Origin of the sequence: Butyrivibrio proteoclasticus P6B7 (assembly GCF_000622085.1) — a bacterium.
GTDB classification, from domain to species: domain Bacteria; phylum Bacillota; class Clostridia; order Lachnospirales; family Lachnospiraceae; genus Butyrivibrio; species Butyrivibrio proteoclasticus_A.
The window spans coordinates 1-22,688 of sequence record NZ_JHWL01000010.1 but is presented as its reverse complement, the minus strand read 5'-3'; the positions used below and the strand labels follow the sequence as shown (position 1 = coordinate 22,688).

Here is a 22,688-nt window from a genome sequence, read left to right as displayed (position 1 = left end):
TGCGTTAATTATGATATAATCGAAACAACAAGGAGGATAAAAAGATGAGTGAGGCTACAAAACAGTTTGAATATTGGCTTAATGATTCTTACTTTGATGAGGAGACTAAGAACGAGCTTCTTTCCATCAGAAATGATGAGGCAGAGGTAGAGGATAGATTTTATAGAGAGCTTGAGTTTGGTACAGGCGGACTTCGTGGTGTTATCGGAGCTGGTACCAACAGAATGAACAAGTACACAGTACGTAAGGCTACACAGGGCCTTGCTAACTATATTAAAAAGCATGGTGGACCAGACGCAGCTAAGAAGGGCGTAGCTATTTCTTTTGATTGCAGACGTTTCTCACCTGAGTTTGCTGACGAGACAGCTCTTTGTCTTGCAGCTAACGGAATCAAGGCTTATGTAAGTGACATTCTTCGTCCTACACCTGAGCTTTCATTTGCACTTAGAGAGTTTGGATGTATCGCCGGTGTTATGGTTACTGCATCTCACAATCCACCAGAGTACAACGGTTACAAGGTATACTGGCAGGATGGAGCACAGGTAACACCTCCTCATGACACAGGTATCATCGAAGAAGTTGTTGCTATCACTGATTATCACGATGTTAAGACTATGTCCAAAGAGGACGCAGTGGCTCAGGGCCTTTACGTTCCATTTGGCACAGAGATTGACGATAAGTACATGGTTGAGCTTAAGAAGCAGATCATCCATAAGGATGTTATCGACGAGATGGCTGATAAGTTCACTATCGTATATTCACCATTTCACGGTACAGGTAACCTTCCTGTAAGACGAGTTCTTAAGGAGCTTGGCTTTAAGAATGTATTTGTAGTTCCAGAGCAGGAGCTTCCAGATCCTGACTTCACAACTTTGGATTATCCTAACCCAGAGGATCCTAAGGCTTTCGAGCTTGCTCTTAAGCTTGCCAAGGAGAAGGATGCGGATATCGTTCTTGCAACTGACCCAGATGCAGACCGTCTTGGAATCTATGCAAAAGACACAAAGACTGGCGAATATGTAGCATTTACCGGTAACATGTCCGGTATGCTCATTGGAGAGTATATTCTTAGAGAGAGACAGGCTACAGGTACAATGCCTGTTAATCCAGCATTCGTAACAACTATTGTTACAACAAACATGGCTAAGGCAGTTGCTGAGAGCTATGGCCTTTACTACAAGGAAGTTCTCACAGGCTTTAAGTACATCGGTGAGCAGATCAAGATCTACGAGGAGAATGGTCAGTCCCATAACTATGTATTCGGTCTTGAGGAGTCCTATGGATGCCTTGCTGGAACCCATGCAAGAGATAAGGATGCCGTTGTTGCAGTTATGATGCTCTGTGAACTTGCTGCCTTCTACAAGAAGCAGGGTAAGAGCGTTTGGGATGCAATGATCGACATGTACAATAAATACGGCTATTACAAGGAGGGTCAGTACTCAATTACCATGAAGGGTAAAGAGGGTGCTGAGGAGATCAAGGCTCTCATGGAGAGACTTCGTAGCAATCCTCCTAAGGAGTTTGGTCAGTGGACAGTTGAGCAGTTCAGAGACTACAAGACTGGCAAGACTCTTGATATGGCTACAGGCAAGGAAGGCGAGACAGGACTTCCTGAGTCTAACGTTCTTTACTTTGCACTTAACGATGATGCTTGGTGCTGTGCAAGACCTTCAGGTACAGAGCCTAAGATCAAGTTCTACATGGGCGTAAAGGGTAAGAATCTTGCAGATGCTGATAAGCTTCAGAATGAATTAACTGATGCAGTAAAGAAGGTAATCGGATAAAAGTGAGATAGGAAATTTTTAATTTCCGTGATCGAACTTTGTTCTGGCGAGCGAAGCGAGAGCAGAACTTCATTATGAAAAAATAAAAAATAACTGGTAGGTTAACAATGGGAATAAGAAATGCGGCTAACAAAACAATAGCATATGCGAAACGCAATGGTGCTAAGGCCGCATTTTTTGCTGCCCTTGAAAGACTTTCACTTAAATTCAGAGACAAATATAAATATATGCCTCCATCAGAGGAGGCGCTCAAGGAGCAGAGAGTAGAGTACAAGCTCCTTGCAGAGGCGGGGAACTGTGTTAGATTTAGCATTGTAGTTCCTCTTTTTAATACTCCGGAAAAGTATCTAAAGGAGATGATCGAGTCTGTCCTTAACCAGACCTACGGTAACTTTGAGCTGGTGATCGCTGACGCCTCCCCAGAGCCTTCTGATACGGTAAAAGAGTATGCGGCTAAGGATCCAAGAATTGCCTACTACCACCTTGGCTCCAATGAAGGAATCGCCGAGAATACCAACAAGGGTATCAAAAAAGCAACAGGCGATTACATAGGTCTTTTGGACCACGACGATGTTCTTGCTCCTGATGCTCTCTATGAAATGTCCAGAGTCATCCGTAAGAGCATGAAGCAGAATAAACTGTCCCAGTACAGTAGCTGCCCAATAAGGCTTATCTACTCCGATGAGGATAAGTTTGAGGACTCCCTTGATAACTGCTACGAACATCACGCAAAGCCTGCCTTTAATATGGATTATCTTTTATCCAATAACTATATCTGCCATTTCACAGTGATTAGGTCTGATATCTTAAAGCGTCTTAAGCTCCGCTCCAGATACGATGGGGCCCAGGATTATGATCTTTTCCTTAGAGTCTGCTGCGAAGCCACTTTATCAATGCCAATGGCAGCTAATCAGATCGAGCACGTGGGCAAGGTTCTCTATCACTGGAGATGCCACAAGGGCTCAACGGCAGCCAATCCTGCCAGCAAGTCCTATGCCTATGAATCCGGCAGAAACGCCATAATAGACATTCTTAAGGACAATGGCATCGAGGCTAAGGTTACACCACTTATGCACCTTGGCTATTACAGAGTGGATTATCAGGGTGATATCTTTTCCCAGAGAAAGGATGTGGCCTGCGTTGGCGGCAAGCTGGTCAGTAAAAGAGGCCGTGTCGCTGGCGGAATTTACCAGAAGGACGGAACAGCTCTTTATAAGGGAATTCCTCTTGGCTATAGCGGCGGACTTCAGCACCGTGCGGTTCTTATGCAGAACTGCTATACTGTGGATGTGAGATGCCTGTCTCTGCGTCAGGATTTCTGGGAGGTCTACGAGCAGGTTACCGGAATTCCTTATGAGGATACCTTTAACAGAGAGGGCGAAATGGCCGATGAGAGGTTCTTTGGCGCCAGCCAGGACGAGATCATGAACATGAACCTTAAGCTGGGAAAAGAGCTGTCTAAACGTGGATGCCGCGCTATTTGGGATCCTAAGGTGATTAAAAGGATTTAAATATGGCAAAGGTTACAGTAGTTATACCTAATTACAACGGAAAAGTATTTTTGAACGACTGCCTTAAGAGTCTTAGAAAGCAGACGTTTAAGGACTTTGACATAATAATGGTGGACAATGGTTCCTCGGATGACAGTATCTCTTTTGTTAAAAAGAACTATGAAGAGGTGCAGGTCATGGATCTACATGAAAACACAGGCTTTGCCCATGCTGTAAATGAAGGAATCAAGGCCAGTTCCGGCGAGTTTGTATTTCTTTTAAACAATGACACCATTTGCGATGAAAGAGCTATTGAGGCCCTTTATAAGGCCATGAACAGCAAGAAGATGCTCTTTAGTGCCCAGGCTAAGATGCTTCAGGTTAAGGAGCCCCACAACATCGATGACAGCGGGGATCTTTACTGCGCCTTGGGATGGGCTTTTTCTCCTGGAAGAGATAAGGATAACAAGTATTATTCCCACAGAGAGGCGGTAACCAGCGCCTGTGCAGGGGCAGCTATGTACAGAAAGGCTGTGTTTGAGGAGATTGGCTATTTTGATGATGCCCATTTCTGCTATCTTGAGGATGTTGATGTGGGATACAGGGCCAGACTCTACGGATATATCAACGTTTGCGAGCCTTCATCCATTGTGTACCACGTGGGAAGCGCAAGTTCCGGCTCAAGACACAATGAGTTTAAGGTTGAACTAACTGCTGCTAATAATTTATACTTAATATACAAGGTTATGCCCATTTATCAGCTTATCCTGAATTTACCGCTGATATTGCTGGGGATAATCATTAAGCATGCCTTTTATTCAAGTAAGGGGCTGGGAAAGGCTCATGTTAAGGGACTTCTTAAGGGCTTTTCCAAAATACATAAGAACTCTGATAAAAGAGTTCCCTTTGGGCGCAGGCAGCTACTTAACAGTTTGAAGCTTCAGCTTGAGCTTTGGATCAACTGCGCAAGAAGGGTCGGAGTCGTTTAATGATCAAGGATAACCAGAAACATTTAAACAGGGCGCATGTGATCTCGGACGGGCTTATCGTAGCCGGTTCTTATATGTTGTCCTACTACATCAAGTTTGAATCCTTCCTGGCAAGCAATACACCGCATTTGCCAATGGAAGTTTATTTTAGTACTCTTTATTTCATTGTGCCTGCTTATGTTCTGCTGTATTTCTTTATGCAGCTTTACACTTCCAGAAGGGCACTTCGTCTTTGGGATGAGTTTGTCAACATTGTTAAGGCCAACATTGTAGGTCTGGTGCTGTATTTCGTGACTTTGCAGTTGCTGCACCAGGATGACTTCTCCCGTAAGATGGCCTTCATCTTCTTCTTCCTGAATATTACATTTACAACAATTGCAAGAGTGATCCTTCGTAAGTTCCTGCGTTTTATAAGGCGCAAGGGCTACAACATCAAGCATATTCTTCTTGTTGGCTATTCAAGGGCTGCAGAGGCTTATGTGGACAGGATTTTAGAGAACCCTTCCTGGGGATATGAGATCGCAGGCGTTCTTGATGATATGGTTCCTATTGGCACAAGCTATCACGGAATCAAGGTTGTGGGGGAGATTTCTCAGCTTCCATACCATCTTCAGCACAGTAACTACGATGAGATAACAATTACCCTTCCTCTGGATGACTACGACAGACTGGAAGAGCTGGTTTCTCTTTGCGAGAAGTCCGGTGTTCACACCAAGTTTATCCCGGATTATTCATCTCTTTTCCCAAGTAATCCGTACACTGAGGATGTTCAGGGACTTCCTGTTATCAATATCAGATATGTTCCACTTTCTAACTCTTTTAACAAGATGGCTAAGAGAGTAGTGGATATCATAGGCTCACTGATTGCTATAGTTCTTTTCTCACCAGCTATGCTGTTCGCGGCAATAGGTACCAAGATGTCCAGCAAAGGACCTATCATCTACAAGCAGGAGAGAATCGGTCTTAACGGCGAGCCATTCATGATGTACAAGTTCAGGACCATGAGAGTTCAGACAGAATCTGAGGAAAAGAAGGGCTGGACCACCAAGGGAGATCCACGAGTTACCAACTTTGGAGCATTCCTTAGAAAGACCAGTATCGATGAGATGCCTCAGTTCTTTAATATTTTGTTTGGCCAGATGAGTCTTGTGGGACCACGTCCTGAGAGACCTCAGTTTGTGGCTAAGTTTAAAGAGCAGATTCCTAGATATATGGTTAAGCACCAGGTTAGACCGGGACTTACCGGTTGGGCGCAGATAAATGGATATCGTGGCGATACTTCCATCAGGAAAAGAATCGATTATGACATTTATTATATTGAGAACTGGACCATGGGATTTGACATCAAGATTATCCTGGGAACACTGCGCTACGGCTTCGTTAACAAAAATGCTTACTAACATGGGGTTGTATATTTTCTTTAATTGTGGCAAAATAAGTTGGTGTTTATGACTTTTTTTGTCAAATTTATTTGTTGGGATAAGGAGATATACTATGTCTAACCGTGATGACGAGTACTATGACAGAGGTGACAGAAGACCATCTCGTAGAGACAGCAGAGATAGATATGATGACAGACCTGTTCGCAGGAAGGCACCTAGCCCAGAGGCATCAAGACAGGGCTCAAGAGGCCAGTCAAGAGACTACAGAGACGACAGATACAGGGAGCCATCAAGAAGATCTGCACCAGCTCCAAGGGGAAATGGAGGAAAACAGGGCAAGAACGGTAAGAACAGCAAGAAGACAGTTGCAATTCTTATAGCAGAGTTATTAGTTCTTTGCATTCTCCTGTTTGTAGCATACACATTGTTTGTTAAGATGGATGTTACACAGGTTAACAAGGTTAAGATTGACGAGGAAGCTATCAACAAGAGTATCAACGAAGGCGTTGCTGACAATGAACAGATGTCAGGCTACACCAACATCGCACTTTTCGGTGTTGATGCCCGTGATGAAGAGCTTGTTAAGAATACACGAAGCGATACAATCATCATTGCTTCTATCAACAATGCTACAGGCGATATCAAGCTTTGCTCAGTATATCGTGATACATATCTTAACCTTAGTAATGATACTTATACTAAGTGTAACGCAGCTTATGCAGAGGGTGGCCCAGAGCAGGCTATTTCAATGCTTAACATGAACCTGGATATGGATATTCAGGACTTTGTAACTATCGGCTTCAGAGGCCTCACTGATGTGGTTAACGCTGTAGGCGGTGTTGAGATCGAGCTTACAGAGGCAGAGATTTCTCACCTTAACAACTACCAGTCAACAATGGCTACAGAGCTTAATCTTCAGTACACACCAGTTACAAGCGCAGGTAAGCAGACTCTTAACGGTCTTCAGGCTACAGCTTACTGCCGTATCAGATATACAGCAGGTGATGACTTCAGACGTGCTGAGCGTCAGAGAACAGTTCTTATGGCAGTTCTCGACAAGGCTAAGACTATGAGCTATTCACAGCTTGAGGAAGTGGCTAACAGCGTATTTAGTGAGACATTCACTTCTCTTGATATGGATGATATTCTTAAGCTTCTTAAGAATGTTGCCAACTACAATGTTGTAGACAACGGTGGATTCCCAGAGGAGAGCATGCGTGCTACTGGTACAATTGGTAAGAAGGGAAGCTGTGTAGTAGCAGTTGACCTTGCATCCAATGTTAAGTGGCTTCACCAGTTCCTCTTTGATGATGCTGATTATGAAGTAACCTCTGATGTTCAGAGATATAGTGATAAGATTAAGGCTGATACCAGCGGCTATCTTAACTAATTCATAGGTATTTAATTTGCGGGCCGGGTTCGCGTAGAGCCTTGGCCCGCTTTGTGTAATATTATTTTGGATAACTACAGGTAATAAGATGACTACAGTAGATATTATTATTCCTACTTACAAACCGGATAATTCTGTGCTTAGGCTTATTGATGATCTTGAGAAACAGTCTCTTAGGCCATCACACATTATTATCATGAATACGGAAGAAAGCTTTTGGGATAAGCTCCTTGATGATACTCATGAGGATCCATGTCAGCGCTACGACAACATTATCGTTAAGCATGTGACCAAGGAAGAGTTCGACCATGGACAGACCAGAAATATGGGAGTAGCTCTTTCTGATGCTGATTACTTTATGATGATGACTCAGGATGCCTTCCCAAGGGATAAGTTCCTTATCTCCAGCCTTGCCAAGGCTCTTGGCGGTGATGTGGCTGCTGCTTATGCAAGACAGTATCCTAAGACAGATTGTAACCTTGCAGAGAGATATTCAAGGAAATTCAACTATCCTAATGAGGCTGTTAAGAAGACTCAGGCAGATGTTCCAAAGCTTGGAATTAAGACGTATTTTTGCTCAAATGTATGTGCCATATATAGGCGAGACGTTTATAATGAAATAGGTGGATTTACCAAGAAGACTATCTTTAATGAGGATATGGTCTATGCTGGTAATCTGTGCCAGAAGGGATATGCGATCATGTATGTTCCAGAGGCAGGAGTTATCCACTCCCACAACTATAGCTGTGCTCAGCAGTTCCACAGGAACTTCGATATAGGCGTATCCCAGGCTGATCATCCAGAAATCTTTGGTGGCATCAGCTCCGAGTCTGAGGGGAAGAAGATGGTCAAGGAGACCATAGATCACTTCAGACACATCGGAAAGGGGTATCTCATTCCTCACTACATTATCATGTGCGGATGCAGATGGCTTGGCTTTAAGCTTGGTAAGAATTATAAGAAGCTCCCTAAGGGCATGGTAAAATCTTTTTCAATGAACAAAGAGTATTGGAAGAAGTAGGTTTATTATGGATAATTTACAGATGGAAATTGACCTTACTACAAGTAATATCAAGATTTCAGATGATGTTAATACCTGGGAGGAAGTTAATCTTTTGTACAATTCTGCCCTTAAGCAGATTACTACTAAGATTGAGATCCTTAATGAGGAGTTTCAGGAGGTTCACAGATACAACCCTATCGAGCACGTTAAGGCCAGGGTTAAGGCTCCTGAGAGCATAGTCAAGAAGCTTAAGAGAAATGGCTATGAATCCACAATCGAGAACATGGTCCGCTATGTCAATGATATTGCGGGCATTAGAATCATATGCTCTTTTACATCAGATATCTATCGTATCGCAGAGATGATCTCCAATCAGAAGGATATTCAGGTTCTTACTGTTAAGGATTACATCATGAATCCTAAGAACAGTGGTTACAGAAGCTATCACATGATAGTTTCCATTCCTGTGTACCTTTCTGACAGAATTGTTAATGTGAAGGTGGAGGTTCAGATCAGAACTGTAGCCATGGATTTCTGGGCATCTCTTGAGCATAAGATTCAGTACAAGTTTGAAGGCAAGGCTCCAACTCACATCAATTCTGAGCTCTATGAGTGCGCAAGAATGGTGGCTGATCTTGATGCCAGAATGTTATCTCTTAATGATGAGATTCAGGCTATTGAAGAACAAATGGGGAAATAATACCCCCATAAATGAGGAGTGGGTAGACACGTCGCCGCGCCTACCCTATTATGAAAAAATCTATCTTTCGTTTTCAGGACGTCGGTTCATCACCGACCATGTATATAATATACAATCCAAATATGAACAAACTATGAACTGTACATGAACAAATGGTAAAAGTGTACAACAAATGATTTTTTAAGCCAAGAATCTTGTCTAATTTGTATAATAAATGTATGATACTAAGGTCGGCAGACCATAAGACATGTTGGGAGGAGTTATGGTGGATAATTTCATGAACAGGCTTGCTGAGAAGATTAGTGCCCAGGATATTATCAGGGCTAATTCCCAGGCAGAGAGTAAGGAAGCAGAGAGAATCAAGCAGGAAGCAGAGCACTATAAGGCGCAGCTTGAAGAGATGAGACAGAACGCCAAGGAGTATAAGGCTCAGCTTGATGTTATTGAGCAGAATTCACAGAAGTATTCCAATTCTCTTGAGGGAGCAGAGTCTTCACTTAAGCAGGCATCTGATGCTCTTACTAAGCGCATGGATGATAGTGATACCAAGATCCATGACATCGGTGTACAGGTTTATCGTAATGTTCAGGCAGTTCTTGAAAAGAATCAGGAAAAGAACCAGGATGAATTCAAAGAGCTTAACAGAAGGCTCGAGGCAATTCAGATCGCTATAGAGACCAAGAATAGTGCTGTTCTTCCAGTACTTATCGTAACTCTCATAATAGCAGGTGCTGATCTTGTTCTTAATATATTGAGAATAATTGGAATTCTCTGATGCCAGATTGGAACTACTGACCTTTGGCATAGTGCATTATGCACAAGACAATAAATAGTAAGGAATTATTAGTTTTAATGAAGTTTGGTAACACGATTTTTCATAACAAAATAAAGATTTGGTTTTTACATTCAGCCCTTGTGGTAATTGGACTTTGGATTTTATTTATGCCTAGTCTTGTTAAGTTTGAAAAGGGCGACAATAACATTTTTACTGTATATCTCAATGATCAGGCAGTTGGAACTGTAGCTAAGAAGGATGATGCCTACGCAGCCTATAGGAATGCCAGAAGGGCTATATCATCTGATACTGATGAGCTTACACTTGTTAATTGTGACATTTCCATAGAGGGACAGAACGTTTTAGTTGGAACAGTAGACTCTTTGGATACTGTTTCTGCGGCTATGGAGCAGGTTCTTTTAGCAAATGAAAGAGATACTCTTAACAGAGCGTACTCTATCAAAATCAACGAGTTCTCAATTAACCTTGCCAGCATTGATGAAGTTTATGAGCTTCTTGAGACAGCTCTTTCTAACTACGATACAGAGAACCAGTATGACGTTAACCTTGTACTTGACCCAACCAGAGAGGTTAATGTGCTTACAACTCAGGTTCTGAGTAAGGAAGAGGTTAAGAAGGAAGAGGAGATCGCCCAGACTAGTATGCCAGAAGCAGGCTTTTTTGCTGAGGTTTCTGACATTGTAAACGAGGCTACACCTCTTGCCTATGACAAGGATTTCTCTGACTATGACCTGGGCCTTAAGAGCATTGACTTTGGCGATAAGGTTGAGATTGTGGAGAGTTACCTTAGAGATGAGGAGCTTACTGTACTTAGCACCGCTATTGACGAGGTGACCAAGGATAAGGAGACTAACCAGATCTACGAGGTTCAGTCCGGTGATACCCTTAGTACCATCGCTCTTAAGTATGACCTTACAGTTGATGATCTTATTCAGATGAATGAGTCTTTGGAGGACGAGTTTACCAGAATCAGACCTCAGGATGAGCTTATTGTAACTGTTCCTGAGCCTGAGCTTTCTGTTGTTTATACTATCGAAGAGTATTATGAAGAGGACTACGAGGCTGAGGTTGAGTATGTCTACAATGATTCCTGGTACACCACACAGACCAAGGTGTTACAGGAGCCATCAGCTGGCCATCGTAAGGTGGTTGCGCTGGTAACCTTTACTGATAACAGTGAGGATGGCAGAGAGATAGAAAAAGAGGAAGTGACCTATCAGGCAGTTCCTAAGATTGTTGAAAAGGGTACAATTGTACCTCCTACATATGTTAAGCCTATTTCCGGCGGACGTCTTACATCAGGCTTTGGTAGAAGAAGTGCTCCTACAAAGGGCGCCAGCTCCTATCATAAGGGTGTAGACTGGGCTACTCCAGTTGGTACCGCTGTAATGGCATCTTCCTCCGGTGTTGTAACAAGAGCCGGTTGGGGAAGTGGATATGGATATTGCGTATACATCAGGCATCCAGACGGAAGGGAGACAAGATATGGTCACCTTTCTAAAGTACTTGTTTCTGTTGGACAAAGTGTAACTCAGGGTCAGAAGATTGCCCTTTCAGGAAATACCGGTGTTTCCACGGGACCGCATTTGCATTTTGAGATATTAATTAACGGTGTACAGGTTAACCCACTTAATTACCTGAACTGATACCAAGTTTTACAAATTGACCTAATTGTGATATAACTATATTTTGTTCAAGACAAATATTTTGCAATGGCAACAGAGAGGTTGCATATGGAAAAGTACGTAATTAAAGGCGGTGTGCCTTTAGTAGGAGAGGTTGAGATAGGCGGAGCCAAGAACGCTGCTCTTGCTATCTTAGCGGCTGCTACTATGACAGACGAGACCGTCTATATAGATAATATGCCTGATGAATCAGATACTAACGCTATGCTTCAGGCGATAGCCAGCACCGGTGCTTTTGTAGACCGAGTTGGCAGACATGAGGTTAAGATCAACGCCTCACAGGTTAATAACTTTACGATTGAAGACTATATCAAGAAGATCAGAGCATCCTATTACCTTCTTGGTGCTTTCCTTGGAAAGTACAAGCAGGCTGGAGTAGTTCTTCCAAGCGGATGTAACATTGGTCTTCGTCCTATCGACCAGCATATCAAGGGCTTCACAGCTCTTGGAGCACAGGTTAATATAGAGCACGGCATTATCGATGCTCATGCAGACAGACTTGTAGGTAATCACATTTACCTTGATGTTGTCAGTGTTGGCGCTACTATCAATATTATGATGGCTGCAGTTCTTGCAGAGGGCAAGACTATCATTGAGAACGCAGCTAAGGAGCCTCACGTAGTTGACTTTGCTAACTTCCTTAACAGTATGGGAGCTAATATCAAGGGTGCTGGTACCGATGTGATCAGGATTCGCGGAGTTGAGAAGCTTCATGGTACAGAGTACACAATTATTCCTGACCAGATCGAGGCTGGTACATTTATGTTGGCAGCAGCTGCTACAAAGGGTGACATTACAGTTAAGAACGTTATTCCTAAGCACCTTGAGTCCATCAGTGCCAAGCTTGTGGAGATGGGATGCCAGATTCATGAGTCAGATGACGCTGTTCGTGTTGTAGCTACAAGAAGACTTCAGAACACTCATGTTAAGACACTTCCATACCCTGGATATCCAACAGATATGCAGCCACAGATCACTGTAGCTCTTGGACTTGCCAGTGGTATCAGTATTGTAACTGAGAGTATTTTTGAGAATAGATTTAAGTACGTTGATGAGCTTACCCGTATGGGAGCTAACATCAAGGTTGAGGGAAGCACAGCCATTATCGAGGGTGTAGATATGTACACTGGCGCTGTTGTTTCTGCACCGGATTTAAGAGCCGGCGCTGCACTTGTTATCGCTGCTCTTACAGCAGAGGGCTATTCAACCATCGAGGATATCCAGTATATCGAGAGAGGATACGAGGATTTCGATGCTAAGCTTAGAGAGCTTGGTGGTCAGATCGAGAAGGTTGATTGCGACAGAGATATCCAGAAATTTAAGATGAAACATGCCTGATTCGACATTGCAAATAATAAAGCAAGCTTTCCTTTGTGGAAAACTTGCTTTTTCTTTTGCTTTCTTGTGGTTAAAAGAGCTAGCTCTTTTAACAGATCAGATAATCTCCGCGATATAGACGTTAGGGCACTTGGACAGATCCACGTAGTCCTCGCCGATTTTGATGGTGGGCTTGGAGAACTTGTTCCTGTTAATGAACACGATCTCGCCAACCTCGCCGGTATTGAGCCTTACTCTGTTAAGAAGGTAGGTATCAACGATGTTTGAAAGGAATGCCAGGATCATCTCAGGATCGTAGCGCTGGAAACCTTCATCCTCAAACATGGATATGGCAATGAATGGACACAATGGACCTCTGTAGTATCTTGCACTAGTCATGGCATCGTAAACATCAGCGATGGCGATGAGTTTGGCAAACTTATCAATCTGAGGAGCCTTGATATGAAGTGGATAACCTGTTCCGTCGCACCTTTCGTGGTGCATAAGTGTGGCGTTTTTAACGTGAGCACTGATTGAAAGGTTTCTTATAACCTCGTATCCACGCTGTGGATGGGTCTGAACAATGTCATATTCGTGGGAAGTGAGCTTGTCGGGCTTAGTAATGATCTCATTTGGGATCATGATTTTTCCAATGTCGTGGAAAAGTCCGGCCTGAGTTGCAATCTCTATTTCTGATTCGTCCCACTTAAGCCACTGAGCCAGGATGTTAGCGATCAGGGCCACGTTAATGCTGTGGGTATAAGTTGCATCGTCGTAATCTCGAAGGTTATGGAGCATGTCAAAAATACTGGATGCTGTGTGACCCTTTCCAAGGAGCTTGTAGATAGGGGCCATAACCTCTTCCATCTTGTAGGTGTCGTTATTGTCAATGATATCTCTAATGGAATTCTGGAATCCATTTACGCACTGTTCGAAGTCAGCTTTGAATTCCTTGAAGGATTCAGACTGTTTTAATCTCTCAGAATAAGAAAGCTCGGAATTCTCCAAGCTTGTAAGAGCCTCGGTTTCAACAGGATCATCCTCAACAAGCACGTCAAGAATAGAATAAAAAGCTAATCTTGCGATGTCTTTTTCTTCCAGGATGGTGCCCTTGTCCAGGAGCTTAATATTCGAGTCATATGTGTGAACGTCGTTGGCCAGCACCATGCCAGGAGCCAGCTTTTTGGTAACAACTCTCTTCATAGAGGCCTCATACATAACCGAAATAAAGTCAAATAGTTAATATAATTATAGAATTCCAATAATTCATTGTCAATTTAGGGTTGACACTGTTGTGTCATAAGATTAACATAGCATTATAAAAATATAATTCTTCGGGGCAGGGTGTGAATCCCAACCGGCGGTTATAGTCCGCGACCCGCTACGGCGGCTGACTTGGTGGAACTCCAAGACCGACAGTATAGTCTGGATGAGAGAAGAATGCGCAATATTTATTTCTTGTGGTAGCCCTGAGTCTATTAATGACCCAGGCTTTTTTCATTTTTTCTTTGAATTATCTTCGGATAACCTCATCTTTCAATCCCGATGGAAAGAAAAGGAGAAAACAAAATGAACAACTTATCAGAACTGGTGAAGGCAATTGGTTCGAACTGGCAGCACTTTGTAGGCTTACTTGTGCTCATCGTTCTCGCTTTTGTACTCACCTACGCAGTGGAGAAAAGAGCTGCATCCAAAGAGGGAAAGACCAAGATCCTTGATACAAGGAAGATGGCAATCTGTGGTATTTTCGGAGCTATCGCCTTTGTTATCATGCTTTTTGAATTCCCACTTTTATTCATCGCACCTGGATTCTACAAGCTGGACTTCAGTGATGTGCCTGCACTTATCGTAGGATTTGCCTGCGGACCTTTTGCTGGCATTATCGTAGAATTTATCAAAGTGCTTCTTAACCTGCTCCTTCAGGGAACAACAAGCGGATTTGTTGGTGAGATCGCCAATTTCGTTGTTGGCTCTGTATTTGTTGGAACAGCATCTGCTATCTACAGATTCAAGAAGACCAGAAAGAATGCACTTATTTCTTGTATCATTGCTACAATAGCTATCGCATTTGCTGGAGCTCTTTTAAATGCTTACTTCATGATTCCTGCATATGCAGCTATGTTCGGCGGCATCAACAACATCATCGCTGCTGGAACAGAGATTTTCTCATTCATCGACACAGTATTTGAGTTCTGCCTTGTGTGCGTAGCTCCATTCAACGTTATCAAGGGCGTGGCAGCAAGCTCAATCACATTTGTTTTATACAAAGCGCTGAGCCCAATTTTAAAGGCAGAGCCAATGGCAGCGCCTAAGAAGAAGGAAGTTAAGGCTTCATAAAAGAACTAATAAATGCAGAAACTATAACAAAACCGATTTTTAAACTCCAAATCTTTTATTTATAACAGACCGTCAGGGGAGCCAATACCCTGGCGGTTTTTTAATGCCATCTGGCCGCTGGCGGCACATGATTTATAGTTATCTACCATGCCCTTGCGCTTTCATGGTATACTATAAACGTGAAAGTATGTTTATTGAGAGTGTGAGGCTTTTATGGAAATAGTTACTAAGCTGGAAACGAATAGCCCTGAGGAAACCTTCGAGATAGGTAAGAGAATTGGAGAGAGCGCTGCTCCCGGTTCTGTGTTTACGCTGATCGGTGACCTGGGCGTTGGCAAAACTGTCTTTACCCAGGGAGTTGCCAAGGGTCTTGGGATTGAGGGGCCTGTCAGCAGTCCGACCTTTACAATCCTTCAGGTTTACGACAGTGGGAGACTTCCTTTCTACCATTTCGATGTCTACAGGATTGGAGACGTCAGCGAGATGGATGAGATTGGATATGAGGATTACTTCTATGGTGGAGGCGTATGCTTTATCGAGTGGGCCAACCTTATCGAGGAGATCCTTCCTGAGCACTATACAGAAATAGTTATTGAGAAAAATCTGGAAAAAGGCTTTGATTACCGCCTTATTACAGTTACCAAAAAATAAAAAAAGAGAGTACAAATGAAGATATTAGCAATAGACACATCGGGACTTGTGGCCAGTGTTGCCATCTCCGACGGAGACATTCTCCTTGGACAGTTCTCGATTCAGTACAAAACTACACATTCAGAGATTTTGATGCCAATGCTGGATGACCTGTGTAAGAAGGTCAATCTGGATCTTAAGAGCATCGATGCCATTGCAGTGGCTAAAGGACCTGGCTCTTTTACGGGACTTCGTATTGGAAGTGCCACAGTTAAGGGTCTGGCTCTTGCTCTGGATAAGCCTGTGATTGCCATTCCTACTGTGGATGGAATTGCCTACAACCTCTACGGCAACGAGAAGGTCATATGTCCTATGATGGATGCCAGAAGAGGTCAGGTCTACACGGGACTTTACACCTTTGTTCCAGCCAATCCTGAGGGCAAGATCCAGGAGAGGCGCTTTGACATGCAGATCATTCACAAGCAGTTCGCTACCTCTGTGGATGAGATTGCTGAGATGATCAATGAGATTGGTAAGCCGGCAATCCTTCTTGGAGACGGCGTTCCAGTATATAGAGACAAGCTTGAGAATTTGCTTAAGGTACCATATTCCATTGCGCCTATGCATCAGAACAGGCAGAGTGCAGCAGCTCTTTTGCCTCTTGCAATGCAGTATCTTGAGGAAGGCAAGACCATGTCCTCAGATGAGTTTGCTCCTGACTATTTAAGACTTTCCCAGGCTGAACGCGAGGCTTCAGAGGGAAAAGAGAATGCTCCTAAGAAGAAAGAGCCTAAGACACCAGGTATTATCAGGGTTAGGCCCATGACCGCTGAGGATCTTGATGATGCGGCAGCTTTGGAGAAGGCTAATCTTGGGAAGGAGGCCTGGAACTCCAAGCAGCTTCTGGATGCTCTTACAAGGGATGACACTATCTATGTGGTGGCTGAGAAGGCTGGAAGGATTGTGGGTCTTTGCGGTGTTCAGAATATTTCCGGAGAGGGCGAGATCACTAACGTGTCTGTGGCTCCTGACTGTAGGAATGAGGGCACAGGCTACAAGATGGTTAAGCAGCTCCTTGAAAGAGGCAGAGGAATCGGCATTGAGGCTTATACTCTGGAGGTTAGGGCAGCCAATGCACCAGCCAGAAGGCTTTATGAGAAGCTTGGTTTTGTAAGCGAGGGCGTTCGCGCTGGATTCTATGAGGATCCTAAGGATGACGCAGTAATTTATTGGAAAAGGAATTAACTTATGATAGATGTTTGTTTACTTGGAACTGGAGGAATGATGCCACTTCCAAACCGTTATCTCACTTCTTGCATCGTGAGATATAACGGAAGATGTATTCTTATCGATTGCGGCGAGGCAACACAGATTGCCATGAAAAAGAAGGGAATTAGTGCCAAGCCTATCGATATTATCTGTTTTACCCACTTCCATGCAGATCATATAAGCGGTCTGCCAGGACTTCTTTTAACAATGGGTAATGCGGAGAGAACGGAACCACTGCTTCTTGTGGGACCAAAGGGACTTGAAAGGGTAGTAAATGCCCTGAGAGTAATCGCGCCAGAGCTGCCCTTTGAGATTAAGTTTAAAGAGATCGAAGGGGATGAGCTTAGCTTTGAACCATATGGAATGCCTGCTTTCACACTTAAGGCGTTCAAGGTTAATCACAATATTACCTGCTATGGCTACACCATGAATCTTAGAAGACAGGGCAAGTTTAATGTTGAGGCTGCCACAAGTGCAGGCATCGACAGGAAGTACTGGAATGATCTTCAGCAGGGTAACACAGTTACAGCTGATGATGGAAGCGTTTATACACCTGATATGGTGCTTGGTGCAGAGAGAAAGGGAATAAAGCTCACCTACGTGACAGATACAAGGCCAGTTTCCAGCATTGTAGATAATGCTAAGGATTCAGATCTTTTCATCTGTGAGGGCATGTACGGTGAAGCTGATAAGCTTAAGAAGGCAAGGGAGTACAAGCATATGACCTTCTATGAGGCAGCAAGGATGGCCAAGGAGGCTGACGTAAGAGAAATGTGGCTTACACACTACAGCCCATCACTGGTTAATCCAATGGATTTCATGAAGGATACCAAGAAGATATTCCCGCATACTATTGCGGCCAAGGACGGAAGATCTGTGGAACTTAAGTTTGAGGATTAATTGCTTATGCCTAGGGGGCAGAAAAGAGGGGACATGAGTAAAGACGGGACAAAATCTGCAGTTTTAAAATCAGTTCTTTTGCTGGTGTTTGGCGGACTGGTGATTCTTGGTCTGTTCAGTATTCTGACAAGAAGACCGGGCAAGAAGGCCAGTGACGACTATGTGCTTACTAATATAGACAAGATCACTACCACTAACCTTGATACCAACTATCCGGCGGACCCAAGGAAGGTCGTAGAACTCTACGGCGATATCATGAAAGTCCTGTACAATGAGGATTGTACTGAAGAGCAGGAGCAACAGATTATTGCAGTTCTGTCAGGAATTCTCGATGAAGAGCTTTTGAACAATCAGAGTAACCTCTACAAATCCATGACTAATGAGGTGAAGAGTCGCAAGGACGAGGGCTATAGCTTTTCTACCTATCAGGTTCTTAAGAATGAGCCTGACATTGTGACGGTGGAGGGCCGCAAGATGTGCGACATCGAGTGCTACTTTAGCCTTATGCATGGTAAAACAAGAGAAAACTATTACTATACTTTTTATATGAGAAGAGATAGTGACAATAAGTGGAAAATCTTAGGATGGACTGCTAAGGATGGTCAGTAATGGAAATAAATAAGAATGTTGAGGAAGACGGCGTTATCTTTATGTCAATTAAGGATGGCCTGTCTGAGAATAAAGAAAATAAAGCAAATGACGGGGATGTGACTATCCTCGCCATTGAGAGCTCCTGTGATGAGACTGCGGCAGCAGTAGTGAGAAACGGAAGAGAGGTTCTTTCCAATATCATTTCTTCACAGATTGCTCTCCATACAATTTACGGCGGAGTTGTGCCTGAGATTGCTTCGAGAAAGCATGTTGAGAAGATGAATGGCTGTATCAGAGCAGCTCTTTCTGAAGCTGACATGACATTGGATGATATCGACGCGGTGGCAGTAACCTACGGTCCTGGACTTGTGGGAGCTCTTTTAGTGGGAGTTTCTGAGGCCAAGGCTATTTCTTTTGCCACTGGTAAGCCTCTTATCGGTGTGCATCACATCGAGGGACACATCAGCGCCAACTTCATAGAAAATAAGGACTTGGAGCCTCCTTTCGTATGCCTTGTGGTATCCGGTGGACACTCTCACCTTGTGGTTGTTAAGGACTACGGTGAGTACGAGATCATTGGACAGACCAGAGATGACGCGGCAGGAGAGGCTTTTGATAAGGTTGCAAGGGCTATTGGCCTTGGTTATCCAGGCGGTCCTAAGATCGACAAGGCGGCTAAGGAAGGCAATCCGGACGCCTTTACATTCCCTCAGGCTCAGATTCCTGATGCGGAATACGATTTCTCTTTTAGCGGACTTAAGTCCTGCGTTCTCAACTACATTAACCAGGCTAAGATGCAGGGACAGGAGCTTGATCAGAAGGATGTGGCTGCTTCATTCCAGAAGGCCGTTGTGGAGGTTTTGGTTTCTCATGCAATCAAGGCCTGCAAGGAGTATGGCTACGATAAGCTTGCTATAGCAGGCGGTGTTGCTTCTAACTCCGGACTTCGCGAGCTTATGGAAAAAGAGTGTGAGGCTAACAAGATAAAGTTCTACAGGCCATCACCAGTTCTTTGTACTGACAATGCAGCAATGATCGGCGCTGCAGCTTATTATGAGTATCAGAAGGGCGTGAGATTCGGTCTTGATATGAATGCGGTTCCTAATCTTCCTTTGGGAGACAGGGAGCGTAGATTCCATGCGAATAAAAACTAAAAAGAGATAGTTCTTTTATCATAAAGATTGTGAACGGATAAGGGATGCATGCGGGCGTCTCTGGGAGATTGGTATGAAGACAGTTGCGGTGGTTCTGGCTGCAGGCAGTGGCAGCAGGATGAAATCAGACATTAAGAAGCAGTTTATGGAGATCGGTGGGAAGCCGCTGGTCTACTATTCTTTGAAGGCTTTTGAAGAAAGCATCATCGATGACATAGTTCTTGTTGTTTCCAGGGGCGATGTTGAATATGTAAAGACTGAGATTGTGAATAAGTACGGCTTTGACAAGGTGACAGCCATTGTTGAGGGCGGACTTGCGCGCTATCACAGCGTAAGGCTTGGACTTCAGGCAGCAGCTCCTGATTGCGACTATGCCTTTATTCATGACGGTGCAAGACCTTTTGTGGATAATGATATCATCATGCGCTCTTTGCATGCGGTTAAGCAGTACGGTGCCTGCGTTGTAGGCATGCCTGTTAAGGATACCATTAAGATTGCAGATAAAGACGGTTTTGCCAAGGAGACTCCTGACAGGGCACTGACTTGGCTTATCCAGACGCCGCAGGTCTTTTCCTATAAGATGATCCTTGACCTCTACCAGAGGCTTGACAGGGATGAGGGCGAGCTCATGGAAAAGGGCATTAACATCACTGACGATGCCATGGTTGTGGAATACTACACTGACACCAAGGTTAAGCTGGTGGAAGGTTCGTATAACAATATCAAAATAACAACTCCTGAGGATATACCTGCAGCAGAGGCGATTTTGAATAACCACTGATGAACAAGAGACAAGCAGTTTGTAAAAAGATAAACCGATAAAGAGCGTAGTATATAACATGGGAAAAGATAACAAACCAAGAGTATGTATGATAGTTCAGCAAAAGGATGTTAAGGGCGGAATTGCCGCAGTGACTAATGGTTACTATGGAAGCATTCTGGAGCAGGACTACAATATCAGATATATTGAATCTTATTGTGACAAATCCACATTTAAGATGATCAAGAAAGCTATTGGAGCGTATATTGAATTTAGCAAGATGCTAAAGGAGTTCAAGCCTGAACTGATTCATATACACTCCTCTTTTGGTGGAAGCTTCTATAGAATGCAGCCATTTATCTACATGGCTAAAAGGAGAGGCGTTCCAATTGTGGATCACTGTCATGGTGCGGATTTCGATACGTTCTATGTAAAGGCCAGTGAAAAGAAAAAGAGAAGAATCAAAAAGGTTTTTGGCAACTTTTCTAAAGTCATAGTTCTTTCAGATGAATGGAAAGAGAAGCTTCTTAACATCCTTCCAGAGGAGAAGCTTGTGGTCATTCAGAATTATTGTAAGCCTCAATCAGAAGATTTCGTTGAAAGCATGGTAGACAGCCGCTTTGATAAAAAGCAGGTTCTTTTTCTTGGAGAGCTTGGCAAACGTAAGGGTGGCTATGACTTTGCCAGTATCGTTGAAGCTACTGTGAAAAGAAATCCTGACGTTAGCTTTGTATTTGGCGGAAGTGGTACTAAAGAAGATGAGAAGAATATTAAGGATAGCATAGATGAACGCGGGATTTCTTCATATGTTCTTTTCCCTGGATGGGTAAGGAATGAAGAGAAGGATAAGTATCTGCGTGAATCTGGGATTTTTCTTCTTCCCTCTTATCAGGAGGGCCTGCCTATGGCTATTCTTGATGCCATGGCCTATGGACTTCCTGTGATATCCACAAACGTAGGCGGAATACCACAACTTATCCACCAAGACGTGAGTGGTTATATACATGAACCTGGTGATGCTGAAAGTATGGGCGAAAGCATATCCAGGGTATTTGAAAAAGAGACCTTCTATAAAGAGCTGTCAAAGAATAGCCTTAAGATTGCCAGCGAAGGATTTGGATTTGATGTTCATATAGGTAAACTTGAAAAGGTATACAATGCCATATTGGCGGAGAAAGTTGAGGGGGCACAACAATGAGATCACCGTTTCTATACCTGAAAAATGTAATAGGCGTAGGCTTTAAGAAGCTTAGATATGGTAGCCACTTTTCTGCGGGCCTTATTCAGACCTTTAGTGGACTTCATACTGAGATATATAAAAAGGGCCGCATAAAGATGGGAGCATACAATCAGAACAGGGGCCAGCTGTACCTTGTCGCTGATGGTGGTGAGATAAACATAGGTAGCCACTGCTTCTTTAATACAGGTTGTTGTGTTACAGCCGTTGAATCAGTAAAAATAGGCGACGACTGTAAGTTTGGCAATAATGTGGTCATTGTAGATCATGATCATAACTTCAAAAATATAGGTAATTCCGAGTTTATAAGTACCCCGGTTACTATAGGAAATGACAACTGGATTGGTGCTAACGTGACAATTTTAAGAGGAACTACTATAGGAAATAATTGCGTTATAGGTGCTGGAAGCGTAATTAAGGGTAAAATTGTCGATGGAAGTAAGATAATACAGAAGAAATAAAAGAATCGCTCAACCATGCGCTTTTTAAATGCATCCAGCCTGTGTTTTTTTACGGCTGGATGTTTTTTATTGATATGATAAAGCATAATTTATAAATTTTTTAAAAAAAGTTGAAAATCATGCTTGACATGTATGGTCCCCTTTGTTAATATATATCTTGCGCTGCGGCGAACACGCCAAAGCACAGCAAGTTCTTATTAAAGTAAATAAGACACTCGGAGCGATATCGAAGCGGTCATAACGAGGCGGTCTTGAAAACCGTTTGGCGGCAACGCCACAAGGGTTCGAATCCCTTTCGCTCCGCTTAATTATGAACACGCTGCTACAATAATATATTTATTGTGAATCAACTATTTTGCAGAAGTACTCAAGTGGTTGAAGAGACACCCCTGGAAAGGGTGCAGGTCGTTAATAGCGGCGCGAGGGTTCAAATCCCTCCTTCTGCGTTGCCTTATGCAACTAGTAAGGCTCATAATTAAATAGCACATTGACAAATAAACAGTAATGCAACCCTGAAAAATTCCAAGAGAATTTATTCAGAACAAATTAGTAAATAACGGACAGAACAAAAAGCCAAGCTTTAGTTCTGGTCAGATCAAACTTTTTAACGTGAGAGTTCGATCCTGGCTCAGGATGAACGCTGGCGGCGTGCCTAACACATGCAAGTCGAACGGAGATTTAACGCTGATGAGGCTTCGGCGGATTCTTGTTAAATCTTAGTGGCGGACGGGTGAGTAACGCGTGGGCAACCTGCCTCATACTGGGGGATAACAGTTGGAAACGGCTGTTAATACCGCATAAGCGCACAGAGTC

General features: G+C 43.4%; 20 protein-coding genes, 2 tRNA genes, 1 rRNA gene and 1 riboswitch. Of the genes, 22 read left to right on the top strand and 1 reads right to left on the bottom strand.

Annotated elements, in window-relative coordinates:
• Positions 1 to 44: 44 nt before the first annotated feature.
• The 10 genes from T541_RS0108490 (at position 45) to T541_RS0108445 (ending at position 12,557) form a co-directional block, all read left to right on the top strand.
• Entirely contained in the window at positions 45 to 1,784 is a 1,740-nt protein-coding gene (locus tag T541_RS0108490; RefSeq protein ID WP_026652315.1) for a phospho-sugar mutase, read from the top strand.
• Between the two features lie 107 nt (positions 1,785 to 1,891).
• Positions 1,892 to 3,295 (top strand): glycosyltransferase family 2 protein, encoded by a 1,404-nt coding sequence (locus tag T541_RS20690; RefSeq protein WP_051538166.1) that lies wholly within the window; start codon positions 1,892 to 1,894, stop codon positions 3,293 to 3,295.
• Between the two features lie 2 nt (positions 3,296 to 3,297).
• Positions 3,298 to 4,263: a glycosyltransferase family 2 protein gene (locus T541_RS0108480; RefSeq protein ID WP_026652313.1), complete on the top strand. Its 966-nt coding sequence runs from the start codon at positions 3,298 to 3,300 to the stop codon at positions 4,261 to 4,263.
• Positions 4,263 to 5,663, top strand: coding sequence for an undecaprenyl-phosphate glucose phosphotransferase (locus T541_RS0108475; RefSeq protein WP_026652312.1), 1,401 nt, complete (start codon positions 4,263 to 4,265; stop codon positions 5,661 to 5,663). The genes T541_RS0108480 and T541_RS0108475 overlap by 1 nt, the downstream gene beginning before the upstream one ends.
• 94 nt (positions 5,664 to 5,757) lie before the next feature.
• Entirely contained in the window at positions 5,758 to 7,035 is a 1,278-nt protein-coding gene (locus T541_RS0108470) for an LCP family protein (RefSeq protein WP_026652311.1), read from the top strand.
• 88 nt (positions 7,036 to 7,123) lie between these two features.
• Positions 7,124 to 8,056 carry a glycosyltransferase family 2 protein gene (locus T541_RS0108465; RefSeq protein WP_026652310.1) on the top strand — a complete coding sequence of 311 codons (933 nt, stop codon included), beginning with the start codon at positions 7,124 to 7,126 and terminating at the stop codon, positions 8,054 to 8,056.
• A gap of 22 nt (positions 8,057 to 8,078) precedes the next feature.
• Complete coding sequence (locus T541_RS0108460) at positions 8,079 to 8,738, top strand: GTP pyrophosphokinase (protein WP_026652309.1); 660 nt, start codon at positions 8,079 to 8,081, stop codon at positions 8,736 to 8,738.
• Between the two features lie 262 nt (positions 8,739 to 9,000).
• Entirely contained in the window at positions 9,001 to 9,513 is a 513-nt protein-coding gene (locus tag T541_RS0108455) for a hypothetical protein (RefSeq protein WP_026652308.1), read from the top strand.
• Positions 9,514 to 9,680: 167 nt separating this feature from the next.
• Entirely contained in the window at positions 9,681 to 11,180 is a 1,500-nt protein-coding gene (locus T541_RS0108450) for a M23 family metallopeptidase (RefSeq protein ID WP_242840766.1), read from the top strand.
• Between the two features lie 87 nt (positions 11,181 to 11,267).
• A complete protein-coding gene (locus T541_RS0108445; protein WP_026652306.1) occupies positions 11,268 to 12,557 on the top strand; it encodes a UDP-N-acetylglucosamine 1-carboxyvinyltransferase in 1,290 nt (429 codons plus the stop codon).
• Positions 12,558 to 12,653: 96 nt separating this feature from the next.
• On the opposite strand, the gene T541_RS0108440 is transcribed toward T541_RS0108445, so the two are convergent.
• Positions 12,654 to 13,739: an HD-GYP domain-containing protein gene (locus T541_RS0108440; RefSeq protein WP_026652305.1), complete on the bottom strand. Its 1,086-nt coding sequence runs from the start codon at positions 13,737 to 13,739 to the stop codon at positions 12,654 to 12,656.
• Between the two features lie 123 nt (positions 13,740 to 13,862).
• A riboswitch (FMN riboswitch) is annotated at positions 13,863 to 13,981 on the top strand.
• A 124-nt stretch (positions 13,982 to 14,105) separates the two neighbouring features.
• Here T541_RS0108440 and T541_RS0108435 point away from each other — a divergent pair.
• The 12 genes from T541_RS0108435 to T541_RS0108380 all read left to right on the top strand — a co-directional run.
• Positions 14,106 to 14,873, top strand: coding sequence for an ECF transporter S component (locus tag T541_RS0108435; protein WP_051538165.1), 768 nt, complete (start codon positions 14,106 to 14,108; stop codon positions 14,871 to 14,873).
• Between the two features lie 213 nt (positions 14,874 to 15,086).
• Complete coding sequence (gene tsaE, locus T541_RS0108430; RefSeq protein WP_026652302.1) at positions 15,087 to 15,524, top strand: tRNA (adenosine(37)-N6)-threonylcarbamoyltransferase complex ATPase subunit type 1 TsaE; 438 nt, start codon at positions 15,087 to 15,089, stop codon at positions 15,522 to 15,524.
• Positions 15,525 to 15,539: 15 nt separating this feature from the next.
• The gene (locus T541_RS0108425; protein WP_026652300.1) at positions 15,540 to 16,748 is read left to right on the top strand and encodes a bifunctional tRNA (adenosine(37)-N6)-threonylcarbamoyltransferase complex dimerization subunit type 1 TsaB/ribosomal protein alanine acetyltransferase RimI; all 1,209 of its coding nucleotides are present in this window, start codon (positions 15,540 to 15,542) and stop codon (positions 16,746 to 16,748) included.
• Between the two features lie 3 nt (positions 16,749 to 16,751).
• On the top strand, positions 16,752 to 17,672 hold the full coding sequence (locus T541_RS0108420; RefSeq protein WP_026652299.1) for a ribonuclease Z: 921 nt from the start codon (positions 16,752 to 16,754) through the stop codon (positions 17,670 to 17,672).
• Positions 17,673 to 17,705: 33 nt separating this feature from the next.
• Positions 17,706 to 18,281 carry a DUF6715 family protein gene (locus tag T541_RS0108415; protein ID WP_026652298.1) on the top strand — a complete coding sequence of 192 codons (576 nt, stop codon included), beginning with the start codon at positions 17,706 to 17,708 and terminating at the stop codon, positions 18,279 to 18,281.
• 41 nt (positions 18,282 to 18,322) lie between these two features.
• On the top strand, positions 18,323 to 19,417 hold the full coding sequence (gene tsaD, locus T541_RS0108410; protein WP_051538174.1) for a tRNA (adenosine(37)-N6)-threonylcarbamoyltransferase complex transferase subunit TsaD: 1,095 nt from the start codon (positions 18,323 to 18,325) through the stop codon (positions 19,415 to 19,417).
• Positions 19,418 to 19,490: 73 nt separating this feature from the next.
• A complete protein-coding gene (gene ispD / locus T541_RS0108405; protein WP_026652296.1) occupies positions 19,491 to 20,198 on the top strand; it encodes a 2-C-methyl-D-erythritol 4-phosphate cytidylyltransferase in 708 nt (235 codons plus the stop codon).
• Between the two features lie 88 nt (positions 20,199 to 20,286).
• A complete protein-coding gene (locus tag T541_RS0108400) occupies positions 20,287 to 21,375 on the top strand; it encodes a glycosyltransferase family 4 protein (protein WP_242840765.1) in 1,089 nt (362 codons plus the stop codon).
• A complete protein-coding gene (locus T541_RS21860; protein ID WP_051538164.1) occupies positions 21,372 to 21,875 on the top strand; it encodes an acyltransferase in 504 nt (167 codons plus the stop codon). Before T541_RS0108400 ends, T541_RS21860 begins: the two co-directional genes overlap by 4 nt.
• Positions 21,876 to 22,092: 217 nt before the next feature.
• Positions 22,093 to 22,178 (top strand) — tRNA-Ser (locus T541_RS0108390).
• A gap of 54 nt (positions 22,179 to 22,232) precedes the next feature.
• Positions 22,233 to 22,321 (top strand) — tRNA-Ser (locus T541_RS0108385).
• 159 nt (positions 22,322 to 22,480) lie between these two features.
• Positions 22,481 to 22,688: ribosomal RNA gene (locus T541_RS0108380) — 16S ribosomal RNA — on the top strand; the annotation flags it as partial.

Coding starts and splice junctions, on each gene's coding strand:
- T541_RS0108490 (WP_026652315.1), top strand. CDS start 45: ATGAGTGAGGCTACAAAACAGTTTGAATATTGGCTTAATGATTCTTAC.
- T541_RS20690 (WP_051538166.1), top strand. CDS start 1,892: ATGGGAATAAGAAATGCGGCTAACAAAACAATAGCATATGCGAAACGC.
- T541_RS0108480 (WP_026652313.1), top strand. CDS start 3,298: ATGGCAAAGGTTACAGTAGTTATACCTAATTACAACGGAAAAGTATTT.
- T541_RS0108475 (WP_026652312.1), top strand. CDS start 4,263: ATGATCAAGGATAACCAGAAACATTTAAACAGGGCGCATGTGATCTCG.
- T541_RS0108470 (WP_026652311.1), top strand. CDS start 5,758: ATGTCTAACCGTGATGACGAGTACTATGACAGAGGTGACAGAAGACCA.
- T541_RS0108465 (WP_026652310.1), top strand. CDS start 7,124: ATGACTACAGTAGATATTATTATTCCTACTTACAAACCGGATAATTCT.
- T541_RS0108460 (WP_026652309.1), top strand. CDS start 8,079: ATGGAAATTGACCTTACTACAAGTAATATCAAGATTTCAGATGATGTT.
- T541_RS0108455 (WP_026652308.1), top strand. CDS start 9,001: ATGGTGGATAATTTCATGAACAGGCTTGCTGAGAAGATTAGTGCCCAG.
- T541_RS0108450 (WP_242840766.1), top strand. CDS start 9,681: ATGCCTAGTCTTGTTAAGTTTGAAAAGGGCGACAATAACATTTTTACT.
- T541_RS0108445 (WP_026652306.1), top strand. CDS start 11,268: ATGGAAAAGTACGTAATTAAAGGCGGTGTGCCTTTAGTAGGAGAGGTT.
- T541_RS0108440 (WP_026652305.1), bottom strand. CDS start 13,739: ATGAAGAGAGTTGTTACCAAAAAGCTGGCTCCTGGCATGGTGCTGGCC.
- T541_RS0108435 (WP_051538165.1), top strand. CDS start 14,106: ATGAACAACTTATCAGAACTGGTGAAGGCAATTGGTTCGAACTGGCAG.
- tsaE (WP_026652302.1), top strand. CDS start 15,087: ATGGAAATAGTTACTAAGCTGGAAACGAATAGCCCTGAGGAAACCTTC.
- T541_RS0108425 (WP_026652300.1), top strand. CDS start 15,540: ATGAAGATATTAGCAATAGACACATCGGGACTTGTGGCCAGTGTTGCC.
- T541_RS0108420 (WP_026652299.1), top strand. CDS start 16,752: ATGATAGATGTTTGTTTACTTGGAACTGGAGGAATGATGCCACTTCCA.
- T541_RS0108415 (WP_026652298.1), top strand. CDS start 17,706: ATGAGTAAAGACGGGACAAAATCTGCAGTTTTAAAATCAGTTCTTTTG.
- tsaD (WP_051538174.1), top strand. CDS start 18,323: ATGTCAATTAAGGATGGCCTGTCTGAGAATAAAGAAAATAAAGCAAAT.
- ispD (WP_026652296.1), top strand. CDS start 19,491: ATGAAGACAGTTGCGGTGGTTCTGGCTGCAGGCAGTGGCAGCAGGATG.
- T541_RS0108400 (WP_242840765.1), top strand. CDS start 20,287: ATGATAGTTCAGCAAAAGGATGTTAAGGGCGGAATTGCCGCAGTGACT.
- T541_RS21860 (WP_051538164.1), top strand. CDS start 21,372: ATGAGATCACCGTTTCTATACCTGAAAAATGTAATAGGCGTAGGCTTT.